Here is a 24,556-nt window from a genome sequence, read left to right on the forward strand (position 1 = left end):
GATTCCCCCATCTTTAGTCAAGTAATATACATCATTCGACGCCAAGGAATGAAGCACATCACAATAAAAAAGAAGCGCTGTATAACAGTACTTCTCACATCTTTTTACTGGAAAATTGTTGAAATACAGTGTTCATATTCACCGAATACAACTCTTTACCAGCTATAAAGTTTAGCACACGCTTATTGCGCTCAACAGATAAAGCAAGGTTTGTAGCTCCAGCTCCATGAGAATGGTCCAGGTTTGTAAGAGTAAACACATGGTTCTCTCGACCATCCTTAAAGATAAGCTCCTGGTCCATTCCTACTTTAAAACGTTTGTCATCTTCCCATTCAATTTCTTCTCCAATTCGAACAAACCATTCAGGAAAATGTGGCTTATATCCAGTCGCAAGTACAATTTTGTCTGAATCAACGGTGAATTCGTGATCTTCCTGCCACTGTCTGCATGAAAGCCGATAGCAGTGACCAACTTTAGTAATGGCATTCACTTCTGTTAACGGTTGTATTGTGACGTCAAGCTGCACCTCAGTAGATCGATGATATAGAAGATGATAAATAGATTTCAGTGTTGTAGGATCAATTCCTTTTCTAAGCGTTCCAAGCGTTCCGAGCGCTTCTTTTCGTTCTTCAAAAGGAAGACCGTGAAAATAGCTGACGTAGTCAGGTGAAAATACTTCCTGTCCAAGTTTAGCAGATTCAAGCTGAAAGAACCCCGGAGAACGAGTTAGCCACGTTAAGCTGTAGCCATATCTCTCTTGATCATGCAACAAATCGTAGAACACTTCAGCTGCACTTTGGCCAGATCCTACTACAGTGACTGATTTCGTTTGCTTCATATCTTTCTCATGATAAAGATAGTGGTTTGTATGAAGAACATCTTCAATCGGATACTGATCAAATCCTTCTGGAATATTTGGCACACTACCTGTACCCAGCACAACATGTTTTACTTTTACCACCTGGTTTCGTGACGTTTGTACATCTTTTATAGTCACTTCATAGTACTGCTCCCCATCACGATATACGACGTCAATGACTTCTTTACCGAAGTGACAATTTGAAAGATTGCCTGCAACCCACCGCGTGTAAGCATTGTATTCTTTTCTCGGTATATCTAATTTATTAAAAAAATAGAATTGGTAAAGGCGATTATGTTCATGCAGGTAATTAAGAAATGTATAAGGACTTTTGGGATCTGCAATTGTAACTAGATCGGCTAGAAAAGGAACTTGAAGATCCATCCCATCAATTAACATCCCTGGATGCCAATTGAATTCCGCCTTTTTATCAAAATAGATCGCATCTAATTCTGATTGTTCAGCCAGTGCTGCCATCCCGAGATTAAATGGTCCAATCCCAATCCCGGCAAGATCGTATATTTTATCATTGTTCAATGTCGTCACGTCCTTTAAACTACTTTCAATGCTCTTTCATCATGGACCGGTATAGCCACTAGTTGAAAGATTCTCATGCATATCTTGTTTTACCCTATTACTGACATTTTTAAATCTTTTAAGAAGCATTTCCCCTTAATTTAAACTGTTTTGATACAATGGTAAGAAATGACAGGGGTGGGTTTTGATTACTAATACTTTGTTTGAATATCATTTGTCTGAAATGGAGACTCCATTTTCTGGTTGGGATTTTTCCTACATTACAACTACCGAGCGGACCATCTCGGAGCCACTAACGTGGTCGTATAGATCACAAGTCCTTACTAGGTTCCGAGAAAGCAAAAGTGTACTGGATATGGGGACAGGCGGTGGTGAATTCCTTGAAACGCTTCAGCCATTTCCTGAAAAACTATCAGCTACTGAAGGGTATGCAATTGCAAAAGAACGACTTGAACCACTTGGCGTGAATGTTTACGGTTTTGAAGAGGACAGTAGATTACCTTTTGATGACCTCTCCTTTTCATTAGTGATGAATAAGCATGAATCCTATTCCCCTCATGAGCTCAGACGAATATTGACGGATAATGGCGTATTTATCACGCAACAGGTTGGCGGAAAGGATATGAGCGAACTTAATCGCAAGCTTGGTGCACCAGTTGACTCGCCATTTGAGCACTGGAGCCTCACTTATGCTGTTGATGAGCTTGAAGGAGTTGGGTTTAAAATAATTGATGCAAAAGAGGAATTTCCGTATACCCGCTTCTATCGAGATGGGCTTTACCAAATTCATAAGGAAATCATCGAAAAGGGGTACATCGATTTCCCTTCACATCGTTTTTTCTTGAGAGCCATTACGCTATAATGCAAACAACCCGCACAACCTGTGCGAGTTCACTATGTTAATCAGTGCTAACGGGTTTTGGAGGCACTGACTGCGGACCCTTATCTGCTGATAAGGGTCCTGGCTCAAGATTCAGTTAATTTATTTTCTACTTTATTACGATACTCCGGGGCAAGTCTGGATCGTCGCTCGCTCGAGAGCTGTTTATAGCGTAGCTTTTTTCAGAGATCCGTTTTTTTAGATGCATCCGTTCTTCTTCGTCACCACAGAACCTCAGTAGCTCCTCGAGTGATACTAACTCTTTTTGCAATTGAACATTCTCTGGAAGATATCCACTGTTTTTAAGTACTTTGTATGCAATGCGCAATTCTTCTGGAATCATGGATAAATCATCAAGCTTTTTTGGCTTACCTTTTCCAGGTAAATCATCAAATTCACCGTTCTTCATCGAAGTTTTAATTTTATCTTCTGCAACAAGCCAGGCGAAATCCATCCTCATCCCTCCTTATTTTTATTATCTAATTTTCAAGGTGATTTGTCATGAATTCCATCGCAAATTTATTATTAAAAACTTAGTTTTCACCCTTTTCATAAGTAGGGTATGGATGTTAACATGGTTTTCGGTTAGGGTTTATTTGAATAATCCTTATAGAACTTTCATTAGAGAAAGGATGGTTCGATGCATTACGCAAGTAAAGGCTGGTACGTTGAACAGCTTAAAAAACACGATGTACGTTATGTCGAAGGACGCAAGACTGAAAAGTTCAAGAAACACGTACTTGCTTCTCTTCTTGAAAAACAATAATACGATAAAGGGAAGAGAGATCTTCCCTTTTTACATAATCACTACCCGAAAATACATAATGTCTGATACATTGGTACAAATTGATTTCCCTGCCACTGGATTGGTGTAGATAGAAAGCCAAGACCATCCGCATTGTATCTTCCAATTACCCTCTGATAAACGAGCAACTCATCAATGCCATCTCGTTGTAAATCAATTGGATAAACACCTCCTGGCGGCAGAACGTCGCCACGAACTGGCTGTTTCAACTTTCCATCTTCATCGTAAATTTCTGATAAGTATTCTTCCCCTTTATATAAAAGACTCACAATATAGGTGTTCTTTAATGTTTGATTTTCTACTTTGGCCTGATAGTAATCCAGGTAATTTACGGAATACGTAAAAGCGTTATAGAAACCTTGTTGATCAAATAGGAGCCTTAATGATTGATTCAAATAGGAATAAAGAAAATCATACGTGATCCCTCCGCTCCCTCCTGAATCGGAACGCACCAATATTTCGTTCACTTTGTTTCCAGTAAAATCCCCAAGATATAGTGTCGGGTTATATCCGCTGCTTCCCGGTAGAGCGAAAGATGCATCGGAGGTTGAACCATTTCTAATCGTTAATATCACTTCATCTACAAAGGGCGACTCACTACCATAAGGCTTTACTCCTGTAATAACGACTCTATCAGGAATTCCATCTCCCGTGACATCTCCGACTTTTTGATCTAATATAATCCGTTCATTCCTAATCATGACCATCCCCTCTCTTTGGTAGTCTATGTTAAGGTTCCGGCCCATTTTCATTGTAATGATCTGGAAAGGAAGCTAAACTTAGTAAAGTGAAACTATTGAAAAGGGGAAAAGCTATGGTTGGAATAGATCGAGAACATAAATTCGGCATTGCTGCTGGTGCCGGGGCGTATTTCATGTGGGGAATTCTCCCTTTATATTGGAAGCTTGTTGCAGAAGTGCCATCTGAAGAAGTGCTCGCCCACAGGATTATCTGGTCGTTTGTCTTTATGATCGTGATACTTCTGCTGTTAGGAAAATTACCATCTTTCCAAAAAGAACTAATTTCGATTTTTAAACAACCAAAAAAACTTACTGCAATCACGTTCGCTTCATTATTTATTACAATAAATTGGTTTGCGTTTATTTGGGCAGTGAACCACGATCATGTTATCCAAACAAGCCTTGGCTATTATATCAATCCATTAATTAGCGTTTTACTCGGTATTTTTTTTCTAAAAGAACGACTATCCTTCTGGCAGATGATTTCGTTCGCGCTGGCTGCCATTGGTGTGCTCAACCTTGTCTTTCGTTTCGGAGAAGTGCCATGGGTGTCACTTGTTCTTGCCTTAAGCTTTGGAATTTATGGTCTACTCAAGAAGACAGCGAGACTCGGTGCATTAACAGGCCTCACAATTGAAACGTTACTCATTACACCATTTGCCTTGATCTACCTCATTACGGCAGGAGATAGCCTTACAGATGCTCTGTATGTATCGGATACCGGGATCACGGCTTTATTGCTTGGTGCTGGAATTGTAACAGCTGTTCCACTCTTACTCTTCGCAAGTGGGGCAAACCGTATTTCCCTTTCGATGATTGGCTTTCTTCAATATATAGCACCAACCCTTATGTTGATTCAGGGTGTATTTCTATACGGAGAAACTTTTACATCTGCTCACTTGATAAGCTTCGCTTTGATCTGGATAGCTCTCTTGATCTTCACACTCGCTCGCACAAAGTTCTTCCGCAGAATTGAACCGAGATATTTTCAAGCGAAGCAATCTTTCGAATCGTAAACACGCCATGAAAAACCCACACTTCCTTGTGTGGGTTTTTCATGTATGAGTTACATTCTGAAGTGGCCAGAGATATGTTGTTACAGATTTTGAAAAGTGAGCAATCGCCTCATCTTTTTGATACTTATATGGCTGTGATAACGAGTCAAGAAGAACATCATTATCAGCTTGTTGAAGTGGCCATTTCTTATGTTTGATTTTCCCTTGAAAGACCTTCCCTTTCCGTACAATAAATAACCGATCCCTTTCTGTCAGCCAGTAATCCAGATTGCCTCCCTGTGCTTCATAGGGATCAGAAATTGGTCTGTATGTAAGCTGATAATCTGCTTCTCTTGCTCCTTTATGAGTTCGATGTGATGAAAAGTTTACTCGCTCTGCATCAATAGATACCGACATGGTTGCACGGAAGTATGGCAGATGGAAAATGTTTCTCGCGATAGATACACCAAGATTATGACTTGCATCAAGACTAAAGAAATAAACTCCCTGCTTGTTCCCATATTTAACGTACGTTCTCACATTTAATTCCAGCAATCGGGAAGCATACGGGACTGGCGGGAGACCTCTAAATCTGATGTGATTCATTTCAAAAGAAACTATTCCAATCCAGGCGCGTCCATTGAATGTATCTGGCTCTAATTTTGGAGGAAGCAATGATTGTAGCCAGGAAGCCTCTACTGGCCAGTGAAGAAACAGAAGATTCTCCCACGTTTGTTTCATAATCCAGCCATTCTTCCTACTTTTCATTTTGATCTCCCCCTCTTTTAATATAGCATAGCCAATATTGTGCATTTTGTTCAATAAAGAAGAATTTTTCGATGTGTTAGCAGTATTCACATAGGCCTAATACCGCAAGCTGATACACGCTATCTTTGAAATGATTTTACAATGCGAAAACTTTGATAAACTGTAACCATATGTGATACCGTTTAGGGGAAACAGCTTTGATATGAATGAAGATTCAATCATAAAAATGGAGGGATATTGAATGAGTAAACAAAGACAAATTCATCTCGCAAAACGTCCGGAGGGCATGCCTTCAATGGAACATTTCAATTTCGTTGAAGCTGAAATTCCTTCACCTGGGAAAGGTGAAGTACTACTTCGCACACTTTATTTATCGGTAGACCCTTATATGAGAGGTCGTATGAGAGATGCAAAATCTTACGTTGCACCTTTTCAGGTCAATGAACCTCTTAATGGTGGCGTTATTGCAGAGGTCACCGAGTCGAATTCTTCTAAATTCAGTCAGGGTGATATCGTGATTGGGCACCTTAGCTGGCAGGAATACTCTGTAGCGAAGGAAAAGCATCTTCGTAAAATTGACCCAAGCGTAGCCCCAATTTCATCTCACCTAGGGATTCTTGGAATGCCAGGTCAAACAGCGTATTTTGGTTTACTTGATATTGGTCAACCAAAAGAAGGCGAAACCGTTGTTGTTTCCGGCGCAGCTGGTGCAGTAGGGTCCGTTGTAGGTCAAATTGCAAAAATCAAAGGATGCAGAGTAGTCGGAATTGCAGGTTCAGATGACAAGATCGACTATATTAAAAATGAACTTGGTTTCGATGAAGGGATTAACTACAAAACACAGGACGTATATAAGGCACTAAAAGATGCTTGTCCAGATGGCATTGATGTTTATTACGAAAACGTTGGTGGAGAAATTGGCGATGCGGCCATTAGTTTACTAAACAAGTTTGCTCGTATCCCTGTGTGTGGTGCTATTTCTTCATATAACAAAAAAGAAGCTGATCTTGGACCACGTGTTCAAACGAAGCTTATTCAATCCAGTGCCCTTATGAAAGGCTTTGTTGTAGGCGATTATTCAGATCGTTTACATGAAGGTGCTGCCGAACTCGGCAAATGGCTTCAGGAAGGCAAGTTAAAATACGAGGAAACAATTGTAGAAGGTTTCGAAAATATTCCTGACGCTTTCCTCGGTCTTTTTGAAGGTACTAACCTTGGGAAACAGCTTGTTAAAGTTGCTGATCCTGAATACGCCACGCTAAACAGTTAATACTAAACACCCGCTCAATTCATAGAGCGGGTGTTTCTATATCTTCTATTTGTTATATCCTAATTTAAGAAAACATTTCTTCTACTAATCATTGCAACCATTCTTGCACTGTTCTTCTTGAAAAGTGAGAATAATTGGGTCTACCCACTCATCTTTGTCTCGGCCTTTATTGGGATTGGTGTGAAAAACCAGAATGGAGATGTCCCTTTAGTTGTTTACTCTTCTTATATACTCGCAGCTCTGATTTTTATCATTACCCTCATATATGAAACAGGTAACCCATTACAAAGCCCCTTCTCCAACTGGGAAAAGGGGCTTTGTTCTATTATGCAAGTGACTTAAAATCCTGACCGAGAATTTCCTTCATACTGTGAACAGTGATAAAGGCTTTTTGATCAACAACACCAACATGTTTTTTCAATTTAAGAAGATCTTTTCTACCGAGAATAGTAGTGATTACTTCCTTTTCGTCTGAAGTGAATGCGCCTCGGGCAGTATGAATCGTTGCACCCTTGCCGATTTCCTCAACGATAAATGTGCGAATCATTTCGCTCTCTTTGCTAATAATGACGATCTCTTTCTTCGCCTCGAAACTCTGAAGCGTATAATCGATCACTAAACCATTTAAAATAACGCCGAAGATGGCATACATACCGATTTCTGGTCCGAACAGGGCCACTGAAAATAAAGCAATCGAAATATCAGATATAAGAACGGCTTTACCAACTTCCATTGAAAAGTATTTGTTAAGGATCATCGCAATAATATCAGTACCTCCAGTAGAGGCTTTCTGATGGAAGACAAGACCCATACCCGCCGCTGCGATACACTGTCCGATGATCAATTGGATCAAAATATCCTGGCTGAATGGCTCTGTCACCGGGATAAAACGCTCAAATGCCCAAACTGCAAGAGATAAAGCAAAACTTGCATAGATGGTTTTAACACCGAATTTAGGACCGAGAAAAAGAATTCCAACTAACAAAAGTACTGCGTTCAAAATAATCATAAACATTCCGACTGACATGTCCGGGACTAGATGGTTCATCAAAATCGACAAACCACTGACTCCCCCGGTTGCAAGGTTATTAGGAGATAGGAAAAAATGAACATGGGTGGCAACTCCGAGCGCCCCCAGCGTAATTAGCAGATAAGTTTTGATGTGATGAAGCATCTATTATCCCTCCCGTTGTTTTGTTTTCGTTTCATAAGCACAATCGGGATTATAATAGGGATTTAGAGCTTTGTAAACAACCTAAACCTAAGATTTTATAATGAAGCGGTTTCACTCTAAAAACAGGCAATAAGAACTATGAGTTTTGTGTATTTCGACACGAATATACACAAACATTCCAAATATTCCGTTCCAGAAACGTTTGCAAATCAATAGTTTTTCACCCATTGATCATTTAATAAAAAAACACAGGAACACTTACTTGACCCTGTGCAAACTCTAGTTTATTTCACCAGTGCATGTTTAAAAGCATAAATCACTGCCTGTGTACGATCGTGTACTTCAAGCTTACTGAGAATGTTACTAACATGCACCTTCACCGTTTTAAGAGCAATAAACAGTTCATCCGCTATGGCCTGGTTCGTTTTCCCCTGTGCCATCAGCAAGAGTATCTCCATTTCCCTTTCTGTCAGTTCCTCATGCGCAGGAGTATTTGCACGACTCCGCATACGTGACATCATCTTGCCCGTTACTTCTGGCTCTAAAACAGATTCACCATGATACGTTTTTCGAACAGCATTCGCAATTTCGACTGCTTTAGAGGTTTTAAGCATATAACTAGTCGCACCAGCTTCTAACGCCGGATATACTTTCTCATCGTCGAGAAAGCTTGTTACGATTATAATCTTCGCCTCAGGCCACTTTTCGATAATATCTTTCGTTGCTTCAATGCCGTCCATTTCTTCCATAACTAAATCCATTAAAATGATGTCAGGCCGAAGAGAAAGGGCAAGCTCTACTCCCCTTCTCCCATTATCAGCTTCCCCAACTACTTCAATATCAGGTTGAGTCGATAAGTAGGAAGATACTCCAATTCGCACCATCTCATGATCATCGACAAATAATACGTTAATCATTCCGTTCCCCCCCAACCAGTGGTACACTCACTTCCAACCTTGTACCTTTTTGTGGAAGGCTTACTAATTTAAGCGCTCCCCCAATTTCAAGTGCTCGTTCGTGCATGTTTTGAAGGCCATATGACGCAGTTTTATGCTCATCCATTTTAAAACCAACGCCGTTATCGACAATACGCAAAATAATCCGTTCCTCTCTATGAATTAGAAGAACATCAAGTGTGGTCGCTTTAGCATGTCTGAGAGTGTTCGAAACTGATTCCTGTAAAATGCGAAAAAGATGGTCTTCTACCCCTTTATCAAGTTCAATCGATTCGAGCTTCCATTTCACTTCAATCGGTACCTTTTGAGATAATTCGTTTAATAGCTCCTTAATTCCTTCTTCAAGTGACTTTCCTTTGAGCGCAGCTGGCCTTAGATGAAGGAGAAGCGCACGCATTTCTAACTGTGATTGGTGAATTGTTTCTTCCACCATCTTTAGGTGCTTTGTTTCCCTGTCATCCTGTGATTCGCGGGTTTCGGTTATGGCACTCATCAGCATTGACGCTGCAAACAACTGCTGACTGACTGAATCATGTAGCTCCCGAGCGAGCCGGTTTCTTTCTTCAGAGACGACCTGCTGGACACGCTTCTCATGATCCTCTGCCTTTTCATTCGCCAACTTCTGTGCAAGCCTAACCTGCTCATTGATGCGATGCTGAAGTTTGCCAACCTGAAGAAAGATCCCCTCAAGACTTGGACCGCTTTTATTATGTATCGGCCTCCCTTTATCAAGCTCCTCAAGTGTATCTGCAACGAATTGAAGCTCTTTTCTTGAATAGATACCTGAAAGAAAGCCCACTAGCATTCCAATCATTATCGTCACAATAGGAACAATGAAGCCAAAAGGCAAGTCCATTAACTCCTTATTAAATAGGAGAGCAAGGGTAGCTGGAGGAAAAACAGTGAAATAGACGATTGAAAAAAATAGAAGCAGGATGAGAGATAATGAGGCACCAACAAACATATGACGCTGAATCACATTCATATCCGCTTCACCTCAATATCACCTGCAAACATTGATGTGACAAGCTTCACCTTTTCAGATGCTTCCTCATACCCCTTCGTTTTATATGAAAGCACCTGGTTAAAAACCCTTGGTTCTTCATGGTGAAAAAGAGATGCCGAGCCTACCATAGCTGAATGATGAATACTCACCTCAAGTTCATAAGGAACAAGAATCTGAACATTCCCTACAACGTTTCGTATCATAATAACCGACTCTCCTTTTGGGAGAACGGTATAACTTAAATCAATGATTGTTTCACCAAAACCAGTCTGGATGTTAACATCGTCCCACTCATAAACATGATCATGCGTTTTCTGACGTCCTGACCATTTATTTTGAAAAAGAGGTTCCTGCTTGAGAATTCCTTCCTCTTTTTCAACCGGCTGTTCTAACACTGGCCTGATTTTCTTAGGCTTCTGTTTGGACTGATAAAACTGGAAGCCTAGGTAAATGAGAAGAACAAGAAGAAAGAACTTCACTACAACCATATTCATGATGGTGGTTAGAAAGAAGAATAGTCCAATGCCGATAAACACCTTACCAGATGTCTTCGGTAGTCGCTTTCTCCCCATATATATAAATAGCGCGGCTATAACAAATAAGAATAGAAGGCCGCCGTTTAAGGATATTTCAAGTAAAAGGAGAATAACTCCAACAATCAGGAGTCCATTCACGGTATCAATATTTCGACCCTTCCACACAGGCGTCCCTCCATCCATGTCATTTAATGATGACGCTAAGTTATTATCACGTGTAAAAAAGGCACTGACTGTGCCTCTTATAGAATACCACTATTTCTTTAAGTACTTGAATGACTTTCCTGTTTTTCCACACCTTTTTCTAGTGCTACAAATCTTGCATCGATGCTGGACATATAGTAATCCCTGTTGACCTTTTTTTCTAACTGATCGATATAACTTTCCATCTCATCGAAACGATTAAATGGTTGGTTTGGACTGCTATTTTCCAGAACAAGATCCATTTTATGATGGGCCCGTACACTGTTTTCTTTACCCATCAGCTCCATGCGCTTAATCGACATATCCTTGAGCTTGTGCTTCATTTTCTCATATTTTTGTTCAAGTCTTTTAAGCTCTATTCCCGCTTCATCCATTACCTGGGAAAGTCGATCTGCGCGCTCTTCGAATTGTAACTGTTCCTGCTTAGCAAATTCGTATAGATCCATTTCAGCAGCTTCATTAGCCAGTTCTGCTTGTCCAGCTCGCTTCTCAGCATACTTTCTAGCCTTCTCAAGCTCTCTTCTAAACTCTCCCTGAAGCGTTGCCTGGCGCTCGACTAGCTTTCGAGCTTTCTCCACTTCCTTTTCACATTGCCTTAGATAGTGATTCAAAAGGGATATAGGATTTTTCTGCTCCTTATGATCAAGCATACTGTGAAAATCTGCTTCAATTGTATCCTTAATGCGATTAAGTAAATTTGCCATGCTTCTCTCTCCCTTATTCATTATTATTTAGCTGCGTTTTAATTCGTTCCATTGCTTCTCGAAGTTCGTAAACGGATCGTTCGCTTGCTTGTCTTCACCTGTTGCATTCCACTTTTTATACACAACATAGAGAACATAAATCGCTACGATTCCTAGAATAGCCGGCACATTAGCTACTGTTATACTTAAACCGACGAATCCAACGATTCCCCAGATGACTTTGCCTGCTGTTGAATCAGTTTTAATAAACTGCTTAACCGCCACATATAGGATCCCAAGACTGATTGCCATACCTACTAACGAACCGAGATTCGAAAGTAGAACAATAGCAGCAATCACGCCCAGTATCAGTAAGCTTGCTTTCTTCACCATCCTCGCCTCCTTTCATACTCCCATTTTATCTCCCCCCACTATATTGCATAACGAGCCAGAGCTATATCTTTTAGTAGGACCAGAGGCTTAGTAAAGATAAGGCTAATGAAAAGCAAAAGCTCCCGGTTAGACCCGGCTGGCACTGGATCCCTCAAAATTGAAAACGGTGGAGACAATAATAATGACAGGAATCCCCCACTAACTAAGCATCTTCTATCCTAACTTAGCTAATCATGGTAAAGTGTAAGCAGACACCACGGAAAGGAGCCCGGGGATGGTTATTACAATTACAATAATTGTTGTTGTCATCATGACAATTGTCATTGCCGCAGCTTTTGGACTTGCTGTATCAAAAGGGTACAGTGTAAAACATACTGTTGATCCGTTGCCTGAGGAACACCGTAATGAATCGACAGAGAAAGAGGTTAAACATGAACGGACAGAATCGAAGTAATATATCACCAGGTAAAACGGTAGAAATTGTACTAAAGCAGGATCAGCGAACTGGTAAAACGACAAAGGGAATTGTGAAAGACATTCTGACCAAGTCACCAACTCACCCGCATGGAATTAAAGTGCGTCTTGAGGATGGACAGGTTGGACGTGTAAAAACGATACTTTAAAGTTCAACTAACCATCAGAAGGGGGCTTTTCTGATGGTTAGTTGAACTAATCGGACCCTTAGAGGCTGTTGATTCCACCTAAACTTACAGTTTCCCTTCCCTGTTAAGGTGGGATTTACTGCCTCTTATGGGTGGGACAAAGTGAAACACCCCGAGCATATAAGCCCGGGGTGTTTTCATGATTATGGTTTCAATGTTGACCAGCTATCGAGATAATGGATTGAGAAACTACTTAGTGCGGAGGAAGACTCAGAACCTGTTTTTGCTCTAGAAACCGAAGCACCTTCCTCAGGTTTTGTTTCAATTTGGCGCGTGTCCCATAGCCAAGAGAAGGTGGGGTCAGGTTGGGGTCTGACCCCTCTTATAACCTATTAATAAAACGTTTAATTAGAAAGGAAGCAGCAGAGAAGGCTTTTCGATATAGAAGATGTTCAATTCATGTAGTGCGCGTGTACACCCGACGTAAAGTAGCTTCGCATGTTCGGCATCTTTGGTATACATTTCCTCACATGCATCCGCGATGATAACCCCATCGAATTCGAGGCCTTTAGTAAGATAAATAGGAACGATCGATACACCACCCGCATATGATCGATCTTCAGGTGTAATAAGATTTGCCTCTTTATCAAGTTTACTTACTTCACGAAAGAGCTCCCTGCATTCTTCTTCACTTCTTCCTACAATGGCAATCGTTTTCATTCCACGCTTTTTCATTTCTTTAGAAGAAGTTAATAATGTACTGATATGCTCGTATCGTTCCGTCTTTTCTACCTTCACGCTCTCTCCGCTTCTAAAGACAGGAACCGCGGGTTGTACGGGAATGTTCGCATGTGAAATGATTTCATTCGCAAATTCAATAATTTCCACTGTTGAACGGTAACTCTGTTCAAGCTCGATATAAAGCTCTTTTCCATTGAAAATTTCCTGAATTTCTTCCCAGCGATGAATGCCTTTATAGGCGTGAATGCCCTGCGCAAGGTCCCCAAGAATTGTAAATGAACGGCTTCGATTTACTTCTAGTAATAGCGCAAGCTGAAACGGCGAGAAATCCTGTGCTTCATCAATCACAACATGCTGAAATACATTCTCTTTGCTAATGCCATTTAGCTTAAATTGGATATAAAGAAGTGGAGCAAGATCGTCAGCAGTAACCTGTTTCTTTTTCAGACGCTTAGCCGTGTCTGTCAGTAATGGCTCATTTATGATCCCAGCTCTCTCAGATACATACGAAGGCACATTCCCTTGAAAAAGTGATGTATAGAAAGATATCGCTGACTGCTTTGGCCATTTTTTAAAATAAGCTTTTAGCTGCTCATTTGCTTGCTTTCGATATTCTTTTTGAAGATGACTTCCTTCAATCTTCTTAACCTCATCTTTTATCCATATTCTGAAACGATTAACAATCATTTCACGCTTTCTCCCGATCGGATAAGATCCAAGGTCAACCAGCCACTGTTGAATTTTCTGCTCAGAAAGACTTGCCCCTTCAAACGGAATGAACGAACCTTCAGGACTAACCGATGATGCAAACCTTTTAATTGCTTCATCAATCCATTCTTTAAAAGCAAGTGACCCTTTTATCCTTCCCTCTGCTTCTTCAACAGCAGGTCGTTTATTACCGAACCATTTTTCCAGATCATGTTGTGACTCATCGAACTGTACTTTTTCTTCAAGTAACCTTAGCGTCCAATCTGAAAAAGTAGATTGCTGTATCCCACCTACACCCAATTCAGGTAGAACGCCCGAAATATAATCCAGGAACATGCGGTTCGGTGCGAAAATGATCATTCTACTAGCTTGGATTGTATCTCGATACTCATATAGAAGAAAGGCAAGTCGGTGGAGTGCAACAGTGGTTTTTCCACTACCCGCGGCTCCCTGAATAATAAGCGGCTTCGTCCGCTCCGCTCGAATAATATCGTTTTGCTTCGCTTGAATCGTCGAAACAATATCGCGCAGGCGATTATCCTTATTTTCACTCAGTCGATAAATGAGAAACTCATCTGAACCACTTAAGTCATCGCTGCCTTCCACATACGTATCCACCACTCTCTGAAGTTCCTGATTCCGGATGACAATATTGCGTTTGAGCTCAATGTTTCCTTCAATCACCCCTTCAGGAGAAACGTAGTAGACATCTTCTTCTCCCCCCGTAAATGCATAGAACATACTTGCTACAGGAGCCCGCCAATCAACTACAATTGATTCTTGCGAATCTTCATGTGCGAGCCCCACCTTACCTATGTAGTAAGGACACGTATCTTTATCATCTTCTTGAAAATCCATCCTCGCAAAATAAGGTTCCTTTGCTGCAATACGAAGCGATGTCCGATTTTCTTCCCGGATGCTTTCTAATACTTGCTCGGTTACGTTGTCTCCAGAATAACGAGGATAACGTTCTAGCTTTTTCTGTTGTTTTGAAATCTCGGCAGCGATGTTAGCGAGTTGCTGCTTCTCTTTCCGATAGGCACTTTGATACTTATCTTCCAAGATCAGTTACCTCCTTATGAGATTTGTCTCAAATACCCGAGACAGAATATTAATCCTATCATAAAATAGAACGTTTACCAAAGAGTTTTTTGAAACTTCAAAATAAAGCATTTATACTTATAAAAATTATACATAAAAACTGATCCAAATCTATTCGCCTCTCGTTAGCTGTATGTAATCAAAAGAGTACGGTAAATAAAAAAGGAGAGTGAACAATAACATGAATCTTAAGAAAGCATTTAAAAAGCTCATGGTTCCAGCATTAGGTCTTACCCTTTTATTCCCAACAGTCGCAGGTGCAGGTAGTGCTGAGCCAACCGTAAACACACCAGCAGCAGATTTGCGAGCTACTCTTGACCAGCTTTTATCTGAACACTTTGTATTAGCTGTTACTTCTATGACAAAGTCGTATGATGGAGCTGAAGATGCTGAAGAAGTAACCGAAGCGCTTGACCAGAATGCGGCTGACATGACGCCAGCCATCGCTTCTGTTTACGGTGATGAGGCCGCTGCACAGTTCGAAGAAATTTTCAGAGGAGATAATGACTATTCTGCTGACTTTGTACAAGCCGCAACAGAAGATGACGCAGAGCTTCGTAAAGAAGCTGAGATGGAAGTCGATGAATTTGTTGATGAGTTCTCAACTTTCCTTGATACAGCTACTGAAGGTAACCTTCCGAAAGAAGCAGCTTCAGAAGTATTAGAAGTTCACGAGGATCAAGTTCTTACAACATTCGATGAATACACTGAAGGAAATTACGAAGCTGCTTACACAACATTCCGTGAAGGACACAAGCACATGTTTGCGATCAGTAAAGCACTATCTAGTGCAATCGTAACGCAAATGCCTGATAAATTTGAGAATACAAAAGCTGATACGCCAGCCGCTGACTTACGCTCAACACTTAATAGTCTTGCATCTGAACACTTTACCCTATCTTCATTAGGTCTTGAAAAAGGATATGATCAGGCTGAAGACTATGACTTTGTAAACTGGGCTGAAGATCGAAATACTGCTGACTTTAAAGCAGCGATTGCTTCAATTTATGGTGATGAAGATGCTGCTCAATTTGAAAAAATCTGGCAGGAAGATCACATCGGAGCGTAAGCTGACCTTGTCGTAGCATCACTTTCAGAAGACGAAGAATCAATAAAAATGGCAAAAGAACGTCTCCTTACAACGTTCCCTAAAAACCTTGGTGCTTTCCTTGGCTCAGCTACAGCAGAGAACTTGCCAACCGATGCTGCTACAGAAGCGCTAATGACACATGAAAAGCAAGTTGTGGGTTCATTTGAATCTTACATGAATGGAGACTACCAGGCTTCAACAGACCAATTCCGTAAAGGCTATGCAATCATGTTCGGTGTAGGTCAATCTCTTGGTGGTGCCATCGTAACACAAATGCCTGAAAAATTTGCAGGAGAAACGATGCCTGGTAACATGCCGAAAACAGGTATGGGTGGTGCAAGTGAACAGTCAAAAGATCTAATTGCACTATGGATCACACTTGGCTCCCTAGCAGCAGGTTCTGCATTTGCTATCAGAAGAAGAATGATTAATCAATAATTCATGAGTTCCTCCTTTTAATAAATATGAAAAGACAGAGAAGCGAGGCTTCTCTGTCTTTTTTCATTTGTTTATAGGTGTATACTAAACCTATATGATGAGAGGTAGGATGTAGTATGAAACCAATCACACTTCAAGCTCACTCTTCACACGTGAATAAAGTGAAATTCTCAAATGATTCAAAGCTTCTTTTCTCAGCTGGATTCAGCGGTGAACTTAGAGCCTGGTCGACCGAAAATTGGGACCAATCTCACGATTTTATTGGACATACCAAATCCGTTAATGGCATTGAAGTATTGTGTGACGATACGCTTTTATCATGCGCTGCAGATGGTTCAGTGATGAAATGGCAGGCAAAGTCCGGAGAACTTCTTCAGGAAATCCTAATTGACAAAAAAGGTGCAGGGTCACTGCGAACTGTGCCAGGATTCGCTGTAGTTGGTACACCAAAATATATGCTTTCTCTCTTATCTACAGAAGATCTTTCAGCTACCCTGCAAGTAAAAAGCGATGCCAAAAACCTTGGTGTTATGGATATTTGTCACGAAAAGCAGCTTGCTGCTATTGGGGGACTTGGAAACCAAGTTCGTTTCTTTTCCCTTACTGATGGCCACCTCGCTTCCTCTATAGAAGCGCACGAAACCGCGGTCATGTCGTTTCAGTTTCTTGATGCGGGAAAAGCCATCTCAATTGGGTACAACAGTGACCTGACTTTCTGGAATCTTGAATCGGAAATAGCGTTAAAAACAATAAAAATTGGTGATTGTGGCTATTACTCCCTCGCATTATCACCTGATCAAAAAACAATCGCCGTCTGCATGCCTTATTCCGTTCAACTTTATACGCTGGAAACGCTCGATAAAATAAGTTCACTAGATGTTCAGGCAAAAGGAAATTACAACATGAACTTTTCTCCAAACGGAAAATGGCTAGCTCTCGCCTCTGCCGATAAACGCATAAGAGTCTGGTCATTATAAAAGAGAGCGCATCTGCTTAAATACAGATGCGCTTTTTCACTAGTTTTCTTTTTTCAGAACATCAATCACCGAGTCAATCTTCGCATGATCTTCAGGAGACTGATCAATATGTTTCCAGATCAGCTTCCCCTTTTCATCATAAATCCATGTTCCACCTTGGATATAAACATCTTGAGTTTTCATCGATTTAAGAACAAAATCCTTTTTCTTTTGTTCTTTAGGGATAAACCCATCCATTTTACGAGTAACAAAACCAACAAATGCCCGTCCAAGTAACTTCCATTTCGGCATCGTGTGGTGACCCATTCCACGATATGCTTCTCGTTTTGGATCACCAGCTATCACAAATGGGAACTCGCCAAACGCATCTTCAAACTGGCTGATATATTTAGCATTTGAAGGCGCTATGGCAATTACCTGGAAACCTTGTTTTTCAATTTCATTCACACGCTCACGCAACTGCGTAAGATATGCTCGACAGACTGGTCAGCCAAGATGACGAACAAAAACCACCATTGATTTCTTTTGGTTAATCAACTGTTCGAGTGTTACATTCACACTTCCTGGAATTTCGAGTTGGTAGTTCAACACCATCCATCCTCTCTTACTCTACTAAAACCATTACGTTTGATCTGTATGAACGACCTGTCTTTCACTATTTATTTTACACCTCTTACGGTAATATCGGTACCCGATATAGCCGATTATAGCTACTGCTATGAACAAAAAGACATATTTTTGAATGCTTCCAAAAATCGCCTGCACCGATTTAATGTTTCCGTTACGACCAATCCATAACATCGCAATCGTCCAAGGGAAAATACCTATAAATGTTAAAGAACCAAAAATCCATGGCTTCACTTTACTCATACCTGAAACATATGAGACGTAGTTTCCAACTCCAAGCGGGCGCGTGATCGCAATGCTCCATGAACCACACTTTCGAAACCATTTCTGGACACGCTCTACCTTCTTCTTCTTTAACTTTTTCTCCACTTTGTCCTTCACTTTTAAACCAATACCATATGGAATAAAGCTAAATAAGGTGTAAATAACACTCGTGAGAAACGCAAATCCAACCATTTCAAGAAATGATGGATTTAATAAATAACCGTACGTTAGTGTCATCATTCCCCCGGGAAAGGGTAATAATGATGCTTCTATAGCGTTGCTTATGAAAAGGCCCCAGATTCCAAGCTCCTTCAGGAAACTAATCAGAAATTCCAGCATAGTGGGTCTCCTTTATTCTCAATTTATTACTCCTCTTTAAATTCCCTGAAAATCGAGCTTGAAACCGTTGTAACACTGTTTTAATCTTCCATTTTCACTTTAATTGCATTATTTTGACGAATTATCCGCGATTTTTATATATATTTCCGCGGAAAAACGAATATTTCCTCTAAACCACATTTTCGCGAAAATGCAACTTTCTCGTAAAATACCCCCACCGCCTGCAGCGCGATGGGGGATCACTTCCTAACCAACAGGTACTACCTGTTTCTCCTGTTCAAATGCGGTAACAGCTTCTTCAAAAATGCAAAGACCTTTATCAATTTGCTCTTTCGTGACAATAAGCGGTGGGATCATACGGATCACTTCCTGATGTTTCCCACAGAGATAGAACAAGACCCCTTTTTCAAGAGATAGATCAAGGATCCTCATCATACCGTTTCCGTCAGGGGCTCCCGTCTCAGGATCAACGATTTCGATCCCAATCATAAGCCCTATTCCTCGGACCTTCCCAACACAATCGTGTTTCTCTTTAATTTCCGCAAGTCCTTTCAGTGCATATGCACCCATTTTACGAGAATTTTCAAGCAACTCCTCTTCTTCTATTACATCAAGCGTAGCAAGTGCGGCTGAACAGGCAATCGGGTTCCCGCCGAACGTTGTCCCGTGTGTCCCCATTGGCCACTGGCTCATTAACTCTTTCGAAGCGACCGTAGCACTAAGCGGCATCCCTGAAGCAATTCCTTTTGCGATCGCCATAATGTCAGGTGTGACATCAAATGTTTGGGCAGCAAACCAGTCACCAGTTCGACCGAATCCCGTCTGAACCTCATCAAAGATCAGCAGCATCCCATGACGGTCACATATCTCCCTTATTTTCTGAAGCCACTCTTTTGGAGGGATTAAATAGCCTCCTTCGCCAAGAACTGGCTCTACTATCACGCATGCCACCTCTTCTGATGTCACCTGATGATCAAAGAGACGCTCAAAGTCTTTCTCAAGTTCGTTCACACAATAGTCTGCAACCTTCTCTCCTTCAGGACATCCCTGTACATCTGCATAGGGAATTTGATAGGTTAGCCCATTCGGTTGAAGAAATTTACGGTATTTACTTTTTGATGTACTTACCCCGAGAGCGCCAAGTGAGCGACCGTGGAAACATCCCGTAAACGAGACAACGTATGGTCGTTTCGTCACATACTTCGCCAGTTTCATCGCCCCTTCAATTGCTTCTGTACCGCTGTTTGCGAAGAAAAAGCAGTCAAGGTTCTCTGGCATAATCCCCTGCAGACGTTCAGCGAGCTCGAGAATGGAATCATACATTATCACGCCAGACGGTCCGTGCATAAGGGAATCCGCTCCATCTTTAATTGCCTGAACGACCTTCGGATGGCGGTGTCCCGTATTGGCTACGGCAATCCCAGATGTGAAATCAAGATACTTTTTGCCATCAGCTCCGTAATAATAGCAACCTTCTTCCTTTACCACAGGTAGGTTTGGATGATCCTTCGCCATACTGGGTGCTAATAGTTCTGACATTCTGTTGTATCGTGCTTCAAATGATGTCGACATTTTAGGTATCCTCCTTTTGATTCTCTCTTTATAAAAAGAAATGAGCCATAACTACGATAATAGGTAGAGTGATAACCGTACGTTGCAGGAAAATAATTGCGAGTTCAAGAACAGAAATTGGAATTTTAGATTTCACTAGTAAAATACCAATCTCAGACATATAGATAAGCTGGGTTAATGAAACAGCTGCAATTACGAAGCGAGTGAGTTCACTTTCAATTCCCGTACCAATGACCGCCGGCAAGAACATATCCGCAAACCCGACAAGCATGGCAGGAGCAGCGGCAGCGGCTTCAGGAATTTGCATCAATTCAAGAATTGGAACGATTGGTAAGGATAGATAAGTAAAGAATGGTGTGAATTCAGCAATAATCAATGCAATTGTTCCAAGCGCCATAACGAGTGGGATCAGGGCAAAATAAATATCAAGCACTGTGTTTACTCCCTGTTGGGCAACCTGCTTAACTCCTTTTACTTCGGAAGCTTTTTCTAAGGCTTTTTGGAGCCCCCACTGATAACTTGATACTCCTTCTGGTACATCTTCAGAAATTTGTTTACCTGTCCCTTCATAATACGTATCAGCCTTTCTCGAAAGAGGCGGTATACGCGGGCAAATAATCGCAGCTATTAGACCAGCGACAACAACGGTGAAATAAAATGGAACGAACATATCTTCTAATCCGATGAAGCTAATGACTACAAGACTGAAAGCAATTGAGTTAATCGAAAAGTTTGTTGCAATAACAGCAGCTTCTCGTTTTGTATAGTACCCTTCTTCATATTGCTTTGTCGTGATTAGAACCCCTACTGTTCCTGCACCCATCCATGATGCGAGTGCATCAATTGAAGAGCGACCAGGAAGCTTAAATAATGGACGCATCACTTTTCGAAGTGCGGTCCCTATAAAATCCATTAACCCGAATTCAAGAAGTAAAGGCATTAATAGTCCAGCGAAAAGGAACCACGCTGCAAGGACGGGAACGAGCGCGTAAAGCATTGTTCCGCCGGAAACATCAGAAATAATGAAGCTTGGGCCAAATTGAAGCAATGTCATCACCGCAAAAAGTGCACCTATGATTCTTGTACCAATCCAGAACCAGTTAACATAGAATAATTGCTTTAAGAACGGGCGGAGCATAATGACTTTTGGTTCAAATGCTTTTGCAATAATTGGAATAAGAGCTGACAAAACGAGAATAGCGGTCATAAAGCCTGGCAAGATTGGAGCTAGCGCGGTCTGGATTGATTCCGCCATGATCCCGACCCCAATCGTAATCTTTCCGTTGAAAGGGACAGGTACGAGAAATAATAAAATACCAATTAAAGACGGGATGAGAAACCATGCATACGTGCTATTAGAATGTGAAGCTTTTGCAGATTGATTGTCATCTTTTAGCGAATAGGACTTTTCTTGTTTTACTTCCATATTTCACTCTCCTTCGACATTTTTAATATTAATGCATATCTTTGCATATAAATCAGAAAAGAAGCAAGAGAAATTTTCATTTCTTGCTTCTTTTAACATGCAAGTATTATGCCAGATATCATTTTATTCTGTATTTTCTGAGTTTCCTGACTACCGTTGGCTGGCTCATCCCCAGTGCATCAGCAATCTTAGTTGTGGTGCGGAATTGTTTTTTTGCTTGCTCTAATCGCTCTTTTTCAACTCTTTCAATTGTTTCCTGTAACGTCTCATTAAAATTATTCATTTTTGAATAACGCTCTTCTTTAATCCTGTATGATTTCGGCAAGTCTTCAACCTGTATAATGAATGAATCTGAAGTAACAATCAGTCGCTCAATTAAGTTCATCAGCTCCCGTACATTTCCTCTCCATTCATTCTGACTGAGCTCATGGAGGACAAATTTATTCAATAGACGCATTCGTTTATACTGTTCACAAAAGCGATCAACAAATGATTGGATAAGGGGTGGAATGTCTTCTCTACGTTCTCGAAGTGGCGGGATCATTAGTGGGACCACGTTCAGCCGAAAGAATAAATCCTCTCGAAACGATTTCTCCCGCACGGAAAGATCCAGATCTTTATTTGTGGCACTTATAAGTCGAAAATCAGAGTGAATTTCTTTTCTTCCTCCAAGGCGATAGAAACGTTTTTCCTGGATGAGCTTTAATACTTTCACTTGATTCTGTAGTGAAAGCTCACCGATTTCATCTAGAAATAGCGTTCCTGACGTGGCCATTTCTGCAAGTCCCATACGCCCCCCTTTTCTAGCGCCCGTAAATGAGCCCTCTTCATATCCAAATAATTCAGCTTCAAATAGCGCCTCTGGAATGGCTCCACAATTCACTTCAATAAAAGGACCACTTCTACGGCTACTTTTGTGATGGATGTATTGTGCCATTTCGGTTTTCCCTACACCTGACTCGCCGAGGAGCAATACATTAACATCAACTCCTGCCACCTGTTTCCCTGTTGCCATGACTTTCCTCATTGCCTCACTTCTTGCGACAATACCGCCGTCATCCTGTCGCTGCTTAAGACGCTCAAGCTCACCTCTGACACGCTCCATCTCTACAGACATCTCCTCCATGCCCGCTTTGATTTCCATTAATTCCGTAATATCATGTGAGTAGCTCACAATTCGTACAAGCTTTCCGCTCCCATCAAATACAGGCAATCCTGTCACAAGGAGTTTTTTGCCATCAGGACCCGTTTGGACAAAAGTGACGCGCTTCCTTGATTTTACGACCATCGGCGTTGCAAGTGGTGTGAATAACCCTTCCTTTTCAAGCTCAAAAACGGACCTCCCCATTAAATCATCCGCTTTAACACCATAAACCATTCCTGTCCCTTCACTTACTTTAACGATGATCCCATTCAGATCCGTTACAAGGATATCTTCCTGTAAGGAATGAAAGATCGCTTTATATTCGTTCCATTCTGTCATTTAAACACCTCTTTATTCATTTTTGAATAGTGATGACTTAAACATGCAGTCTCCCCTTTAATTAAAGGAAATCATGTGTTATTCATTTTTGAATAGTTCGACAGTTATATCTTATCATTTCTAGCACCTTAGAAAGCAGATTTCTTTTCAGTATCCTGATAAATCCGATCAATAGAAAAGCACCTGTACTCCTCGGGGAGACAGGTGCTTCTTTCTACCAGATTGCTTCAACCCATTCAGGATGATCAATAAACGGATTGCGGTTGTGCTGGAACTGATCGTAAATCATGTTATTGCGATTCTCCTCAAACGAGTCAACTGGATCCATTTCGTTCCATGCTTTCAGTACCGAAACTTTACCGATATATGGAGCTGATCCATTATCGACAATATTATTCACTTCAAGATCAACTTCACCGCTATCTCCTTCATAACGTACCGCCATGTAGAAAATCATTCTGGCCACATCACCTTTTACGCTATCACGTGGCTCCCATGAATCCCCGTCGTAATAATTTCCAGGTGCTTCACCATGTTCAGTACCACCATTATCAAAATCCAGATTACCTCGAGAGCTGTTCACTGTTACATCTGTTGGCCGTAAATGATGAATGTCTGTCCCTGGCCCCATTGAAGTTCCGAAATCGCCATGGGACTTTGCCCAGACGTGCTCACGATTCCAGTCATCGACGTTTCCACCATTATCAAATTTACTTTGTGATTTGCCACTGTAAAGAAGAAGGACATTGTTTGGATTCGATGGGTCTTCATCTGTAACACGAAGGGCATTCCAGACATCACTATAAGAAAGTTCTACATGATCATCAATAATCATGTGTAACTCTGTCTTAAGTGAATTACCTGTCTTCCCGATAGCTGAATTGTAATATGTATCATCATAAGGAGGAGTACCACCAGAACCAGGATCACTGACATCTCCACTAGTTAACATATCGGAAACACTTTTCACACCCGGGTGAGCGAAATAGGCTGTTAAAGAGCCACTGACTTCAATCATTTCCCCCATTAAGTCAGGATTGCTTTGCAACCCATAATTGCTTCTAAATGAAGATGGAATTTGAACAAAAAGCATCTCATTTACATTTGTTTCATTCACATCATCGGCAATCGCGACCGCATAATCATCAGAAAAATCACTTGTTGTAATTGAAGATGAGGAAACCGGCTTACCAACAATATACCCTTCTACGTTAACCTGTGAGCTTCCCTGATTCGCTATTCCCTGTGCAACTGTATAAGGTGAAGATGATGTTCCTGTGCCGGTCGCATGTGATGGTGTAATCGAAAAATACATGATGACAAGTGATACAACAACCATGAATGCAACCGTGCCATACGTACGACGACGTGTGTTGTTCATT

26 protein-coding genes are annotated in these 24,556 nt (G+C 41.1%); 9 read left to right on the forward strand and 17 right to left on the reverse strand.

Features of this window, described 5'->3' with window-relative positions:
• Positions 1-94: 94 nt before the first annotated feature.
• On the reverse strand, positions 95-1,336 hold the full coding sequence (locus ABFG93_RS09360; protein WP_347552801.1) for a lysine N(6)-hydroxylase/L-ornithine N(5)-oxygenase family protein: 1,242 nt from the start codon (positions 1,334-1,336) through the stop codon (positions 95-97).
• Positions 1,337-1,580: 244 nt separating this feature from the next.
• Between ABFG93_RS09360 and ABFG93_RS09365 the strand changes: the two genes are divergently transcribed.
• Positions 1,581-2,258, forward strand: a complete 678-nt coding sequence (locus tag ABFG93_RS09365) for a class I SAM-dependent methyltransferase (RefSeq protein ID WP_431522067.1) — start codon at positions 1,581-1,583, stop codon at positions 2,256-2,258.
• A gap of 127 nt (positions 2,259-2,385) precedes the next feature.
• Here the strand turns inward: ABFG93_RS09365 and ABFG93_RS09370 are convergent, their stop codons facing one another.
• Positions 2,386-2,730, reverse strand: coding sequence for a DUF1992 domain-containing protein (locus tag ABFG93_RS09370; RefSeq protein ID WP_347552508.1), 345 nt, complete (start codon positions 2,728-2,730; stop codon positions 2,386-2,388).
• Positions 2,731-2,916: 186 nt separating this feature from the next.
• On the opposite strand from ABFG93_RS09370, the gene ABFG93_RS09375 reads away from it, so the two are divergent.
• A complete protein-coding gene (locus ABFG93_RS09375; RefSeq protein ID WP_347552509.1) occupies positions 2,917-3,042 on the forward strand; it encodes a DUF2639 domain-containing protein in 126 nt (41 codons plus the stop codon).
• A 41-nt stretch (positions 3,043-3,083) separates the two neighbouring features.
• Here the strand turns inward: ABFG93_RS09375 and ABFG93_RS09380 are convergent, their stop codons facing one another.
• Positions 3,084-3,782, reverse strand: coding sequence for a VCBS repeat-containing protein (locus ABFG93_RS09380; RefSeq protein ID WP_347552510.1), 699 nt, complete (start codon positions 3,780-3,782; stop codon positions 3,084-3,086).
• A gap of 113 nt (positions 3,783-3,895) precedes the next feature.
• Here ABFG93_RS09380 and rarD point away from each other — a divergent pair, with 113 nt between their 5' ends.
• On the forward strand, positions 3,896-4,837 hold the full coding sequence (rarD, locus tag ABFG93_RS09385) for an EamA family transporter RarD (protein ID WP_347552511.1): 942 nt from the start codon (positions 3,896-3,898) through the stop codon (positions 4,835-4,837).
• Between the two features lie 39 nt (positions 4,838-4,876).
• Here the strand turns inward: rarD and ABFG93_RS09390 are convergent, their stop codons facing one another.
• Positions 4,877-5,584: a YqjF family protein gene (locus tag ABFG93_RS09390; RefSeq protein ID WP_347552512.1), complete on the reverse strand. Its 708-nt coding sequence runs from the start codon at positions 5,582-5,584 to the stop codon at positions 4,877-4,879.
• 241 nt (positions 5,585-5,825) lie between these two features.
• Here ABFG93_RS09390 and ABFG93_RS09395 point away from each other — a divergent pair, with 241 nt between their 5' ends.
• Positions 5,826-6,854 carry an NADP-dependent oxidoreductase gene (locus ABFG93_RS09395; RefSeq protein WP_347552513.1) on the forward strand — a complete coding sequence of 343 codons (1,029 nt, stop codon included), beginning with the start codon at positions 5,826-5,828 and terminating at the stop codon, positions 6,852-6,854.
• A gap of 325 nt (positions 6,855-7,179) precedes the next feature.
• On the opposite strand, the gene ABFG93_RS09400 is transcribed toward ABFG93_RS09395, so the two are convergent.
• The 6 genes from ABFG93_RS09400 to ABFG93_RS09425 all read right to left on the reverse strand — a co-directional run bounded on the left by ABFG93_RS09400 (position 7,180) and on the right by ABFG93_RS09425 (position 11,806).
• On the reverse strand, positions 7,180-8,028 hold the full coding sequence (locus ABFG93_RS09400; protein ID WP_347552514.1) for a YitT family protein: 849 nt from the start codon (positions 8,026-8,028) through the stop codon (positions 7,180-7,182).
• A 284-nt stretch (positions 8,029-8,312) separates the two neighbouring features.
• On the reverse strand, positions 8,313-8,945 hold the full coding sequence (locus tag ABFG93_RS09405; protein ID WP_347552515.1) for a response regulator transcription factor: 633 nt from the start codon (positions 8,943-8,945) through the stop codon (positions 8,313-8,315).
• Positions 8,938-9,969, reverse strand: a complete 1,032-nt coding sequence (locus ABFG93_RS09410; protein ID WP_347552516.1) for a sensor histidine kinase — start codon at positions 9,967-9,969, stop codon at positions 8,938-8,940. The genes ABFG93_RS09405 and ABFG93_RS09410 overlap by 8 nt, the downstream gene beginning before the upstream one ends.
• On the reverse strand, positions 9,966-10,691 hold the full coding sequence (liaF, locus tag ABFG93_RS09415; RefSeq protein ID WP_347552517.1) for a cell wall-active antibiotics response protein LiaF: 726 nt from the start codon (positions 10,689-10,691) through the stop codon (positions 9,966-9,968). The genes ABFG93_RS09410 and liaF overlap by 4 nt, the downstream gene beginning before the upstream one ends.
• A 98-nt stretch (positions 10,692-10,789) precedes the next feature.
• Positions 10,790-11,434 (reverse strand): PspA/IM30 family protein, encoded by a 645-nt coding sequence (locus ABFG93_RS09420; protein WP_347552518.1) that lies wholly within the window; start codon positions 11,432-11,434, stop codon positions 10,790-10,792.
• Between the two features lie 27 nt (positions 11,435-11,461).
• Complete coding sequence (locus tag ABFG93_RS09425) at positions 11,462-11,806, reverse strand: flagellar basal body rod protein (RefSeq protein ID WP_347552519.1); 345 nt, start codon at positions 11,804-11,806, stop codon at positions 11,462-11,464.
• Between the two features lie 274 nt (positions 11,807-12,080).
• On the opposite strand from ABFG93_RS09425, the gene ytzI reads away from it, so the two are divergent.
• Together ytzI and ABFG93_RS09435 are read left to right on the forward strand one after the other, a co-directional pair.
• Entirely contained in the window at positions 12,081-12,260 is a 180-nt protein-coding gene (ytzI, locus tag ABFG93_RS09430) for a YtzI protein (protein ID WP_347552520.1), read from the forward strand.
• Positions 12,238-12,429, forward strand: coding sequence for a YwbE family protein (locus ABFG93_RS09435; protein WP_347552521.1), 192 nt, complete (start codon positions 12,238-12,240; stop codon positions 12,427-12,429). The genes ytzI and ABFG93_RS09435 overlap by 23 nt, the downstream gene beginning before the upstream one ends.
• A 387-nt stretch (positions 12,430-12,816) precedes the next feature.
• On the opposite strand, the gene ABFG93_RS09440 is transcribed toward ABFG93_RS09435, so the two are convergent.
• Entirely contained in the window at positions 12,817-14,919 is a 2,103-nt protein-coding gene (locus ABFG93_RS09440) for a HelD family protein (protein WP_347552522.1), read from the reverse strand.
• Positions 14,920-15,139: 220 nt separating this feature from the next.
• Here ABFG93_RS09440 and ABFG93_RS09445 point away from each other — a divergent pair, with 220 nt between their 5' ends.
• From ABFG93_RS09445 to ABFG93_RS09455, 3 genes are all read left to right on the forward strand, one after another.
• Positions 15,140-16,027, forward strand: a complete 888-nt coding sequence (locus tag ABFG93_RS09445; RefSeq protein WP_347552523.1) for a hypothetical protein — start codon at positions 15,140-15,142, stop codon at positions 16,025-16,027.
• A 48-nt stretch (positions 16,028-16,075) separates the two neighbouring features.
• Positions 16,076-16,486, forward strand: a complete 411-nt coding sequence (locus ABFG93_RS09450) for a hypothetical protein (RefSeq protein WP_347552524.1) — start codon at positions 16,076-16,078, stop codon at positions 16,484-16,486.
• Between the two features lie 116 nt (positions 16,487-16,602).
• A complete protein-coding gene (locus ABFG93_RS09455; protein WP_347552525.1) occupies positions 16,603-17,463 on the forward strand; it encodes a WD40 repeat domain-containing protein in 861 nt (286 codons plus the stop codon).
• 39 nt (positions 17,464-17,502) lie between these two features.
• On the opposite strand, the gene ABFG93_RS09460 is transcribed toward ABFG93_RS09455, so the two are convergent.
• From ABFG93_RS09460 to ABFG93_RS09485, 6 genes are all read right to left on the reverse strand, one after another.
• The gene (locus ABFG93_RS09460) at positions 17,503-17,910 is read right to left on the reverse strand and encodes a peroxiredoxin-like family protein (RefSeq protein WP_347552526.1); all 408 of its coding nucleotides are present in this window, start codon (positions 17,908-17,910) and stop codon (positions 17,503-17,505) included.
• 174 nt (positions 17,911-18,084) lie between these two features.
• Complete coding sequence (locus ABFG93_RS09465; RefSeq protein WP_347552527.1) at positions 18,085-18,693, reverse strand: DedA family protein; 609 nt, start codon at positions 18,691-18,693, stop codon at positions 18,085-18,087.
• Between the two features lie 246 nt (positions 18,694-18,939).
• Entirely contained in the window at positions 18,940-20,265 is a 1,326-nt protein-coding gene (locus tag ABFG93_RS09470) for an aspartate aminotransferase family protein (RefSeq protein ID WP_347552528.1), read from the reverse strand.
• Positions 20,266-20,293: 28 nt separating this feature from the next.
• Positions 20,294-21,691, reverse strand: coding sequence for a YjiH family protein (locus ABFG93_RS09475; RefSeq protein WP_347552529.1), 1,398 nt, complete (start codon positions 21,689-21,691; stop codon positions 20,294-20,296).
• Positions 21,692-21,809: 118 nt separating this feature from the next.
• On the reverse strand, positions 21,810-23,174 hold the full coding sequence (locus tag ABFG93_RS09480; RefSeq protein WP_347552530.1) for a sigma-54 interaction domain-containing protein: 1,365 nt from the start codon (positions 23,172-23,174) through the stop codon (positions 21,810-21,812).
• A gap of 214 nt (positions 23,175-23,388) precedes the next feature.
• Entirely contained in the window at positions 23,389-24,555 is a 1,167-nt protein-coding gene (locus tag ABFG93_RS09485) for an endonuclease (RefSeq protein WP_347552531.1), read from the reverse strand.
• Between the last annotated feature and the right edge of the window lies 1 nt (position 24,556).

The organism is Pseudalkalibacillus hwajinpoensis (genome assembly GCF_039851965.1).
Taxonomy (GTDB): Bacteria; Bacillota; Bacilli; order Bacillales; family Guptibacillaceae; genus Guptibacillus; species Guptibacillus hwajinpoensis_E.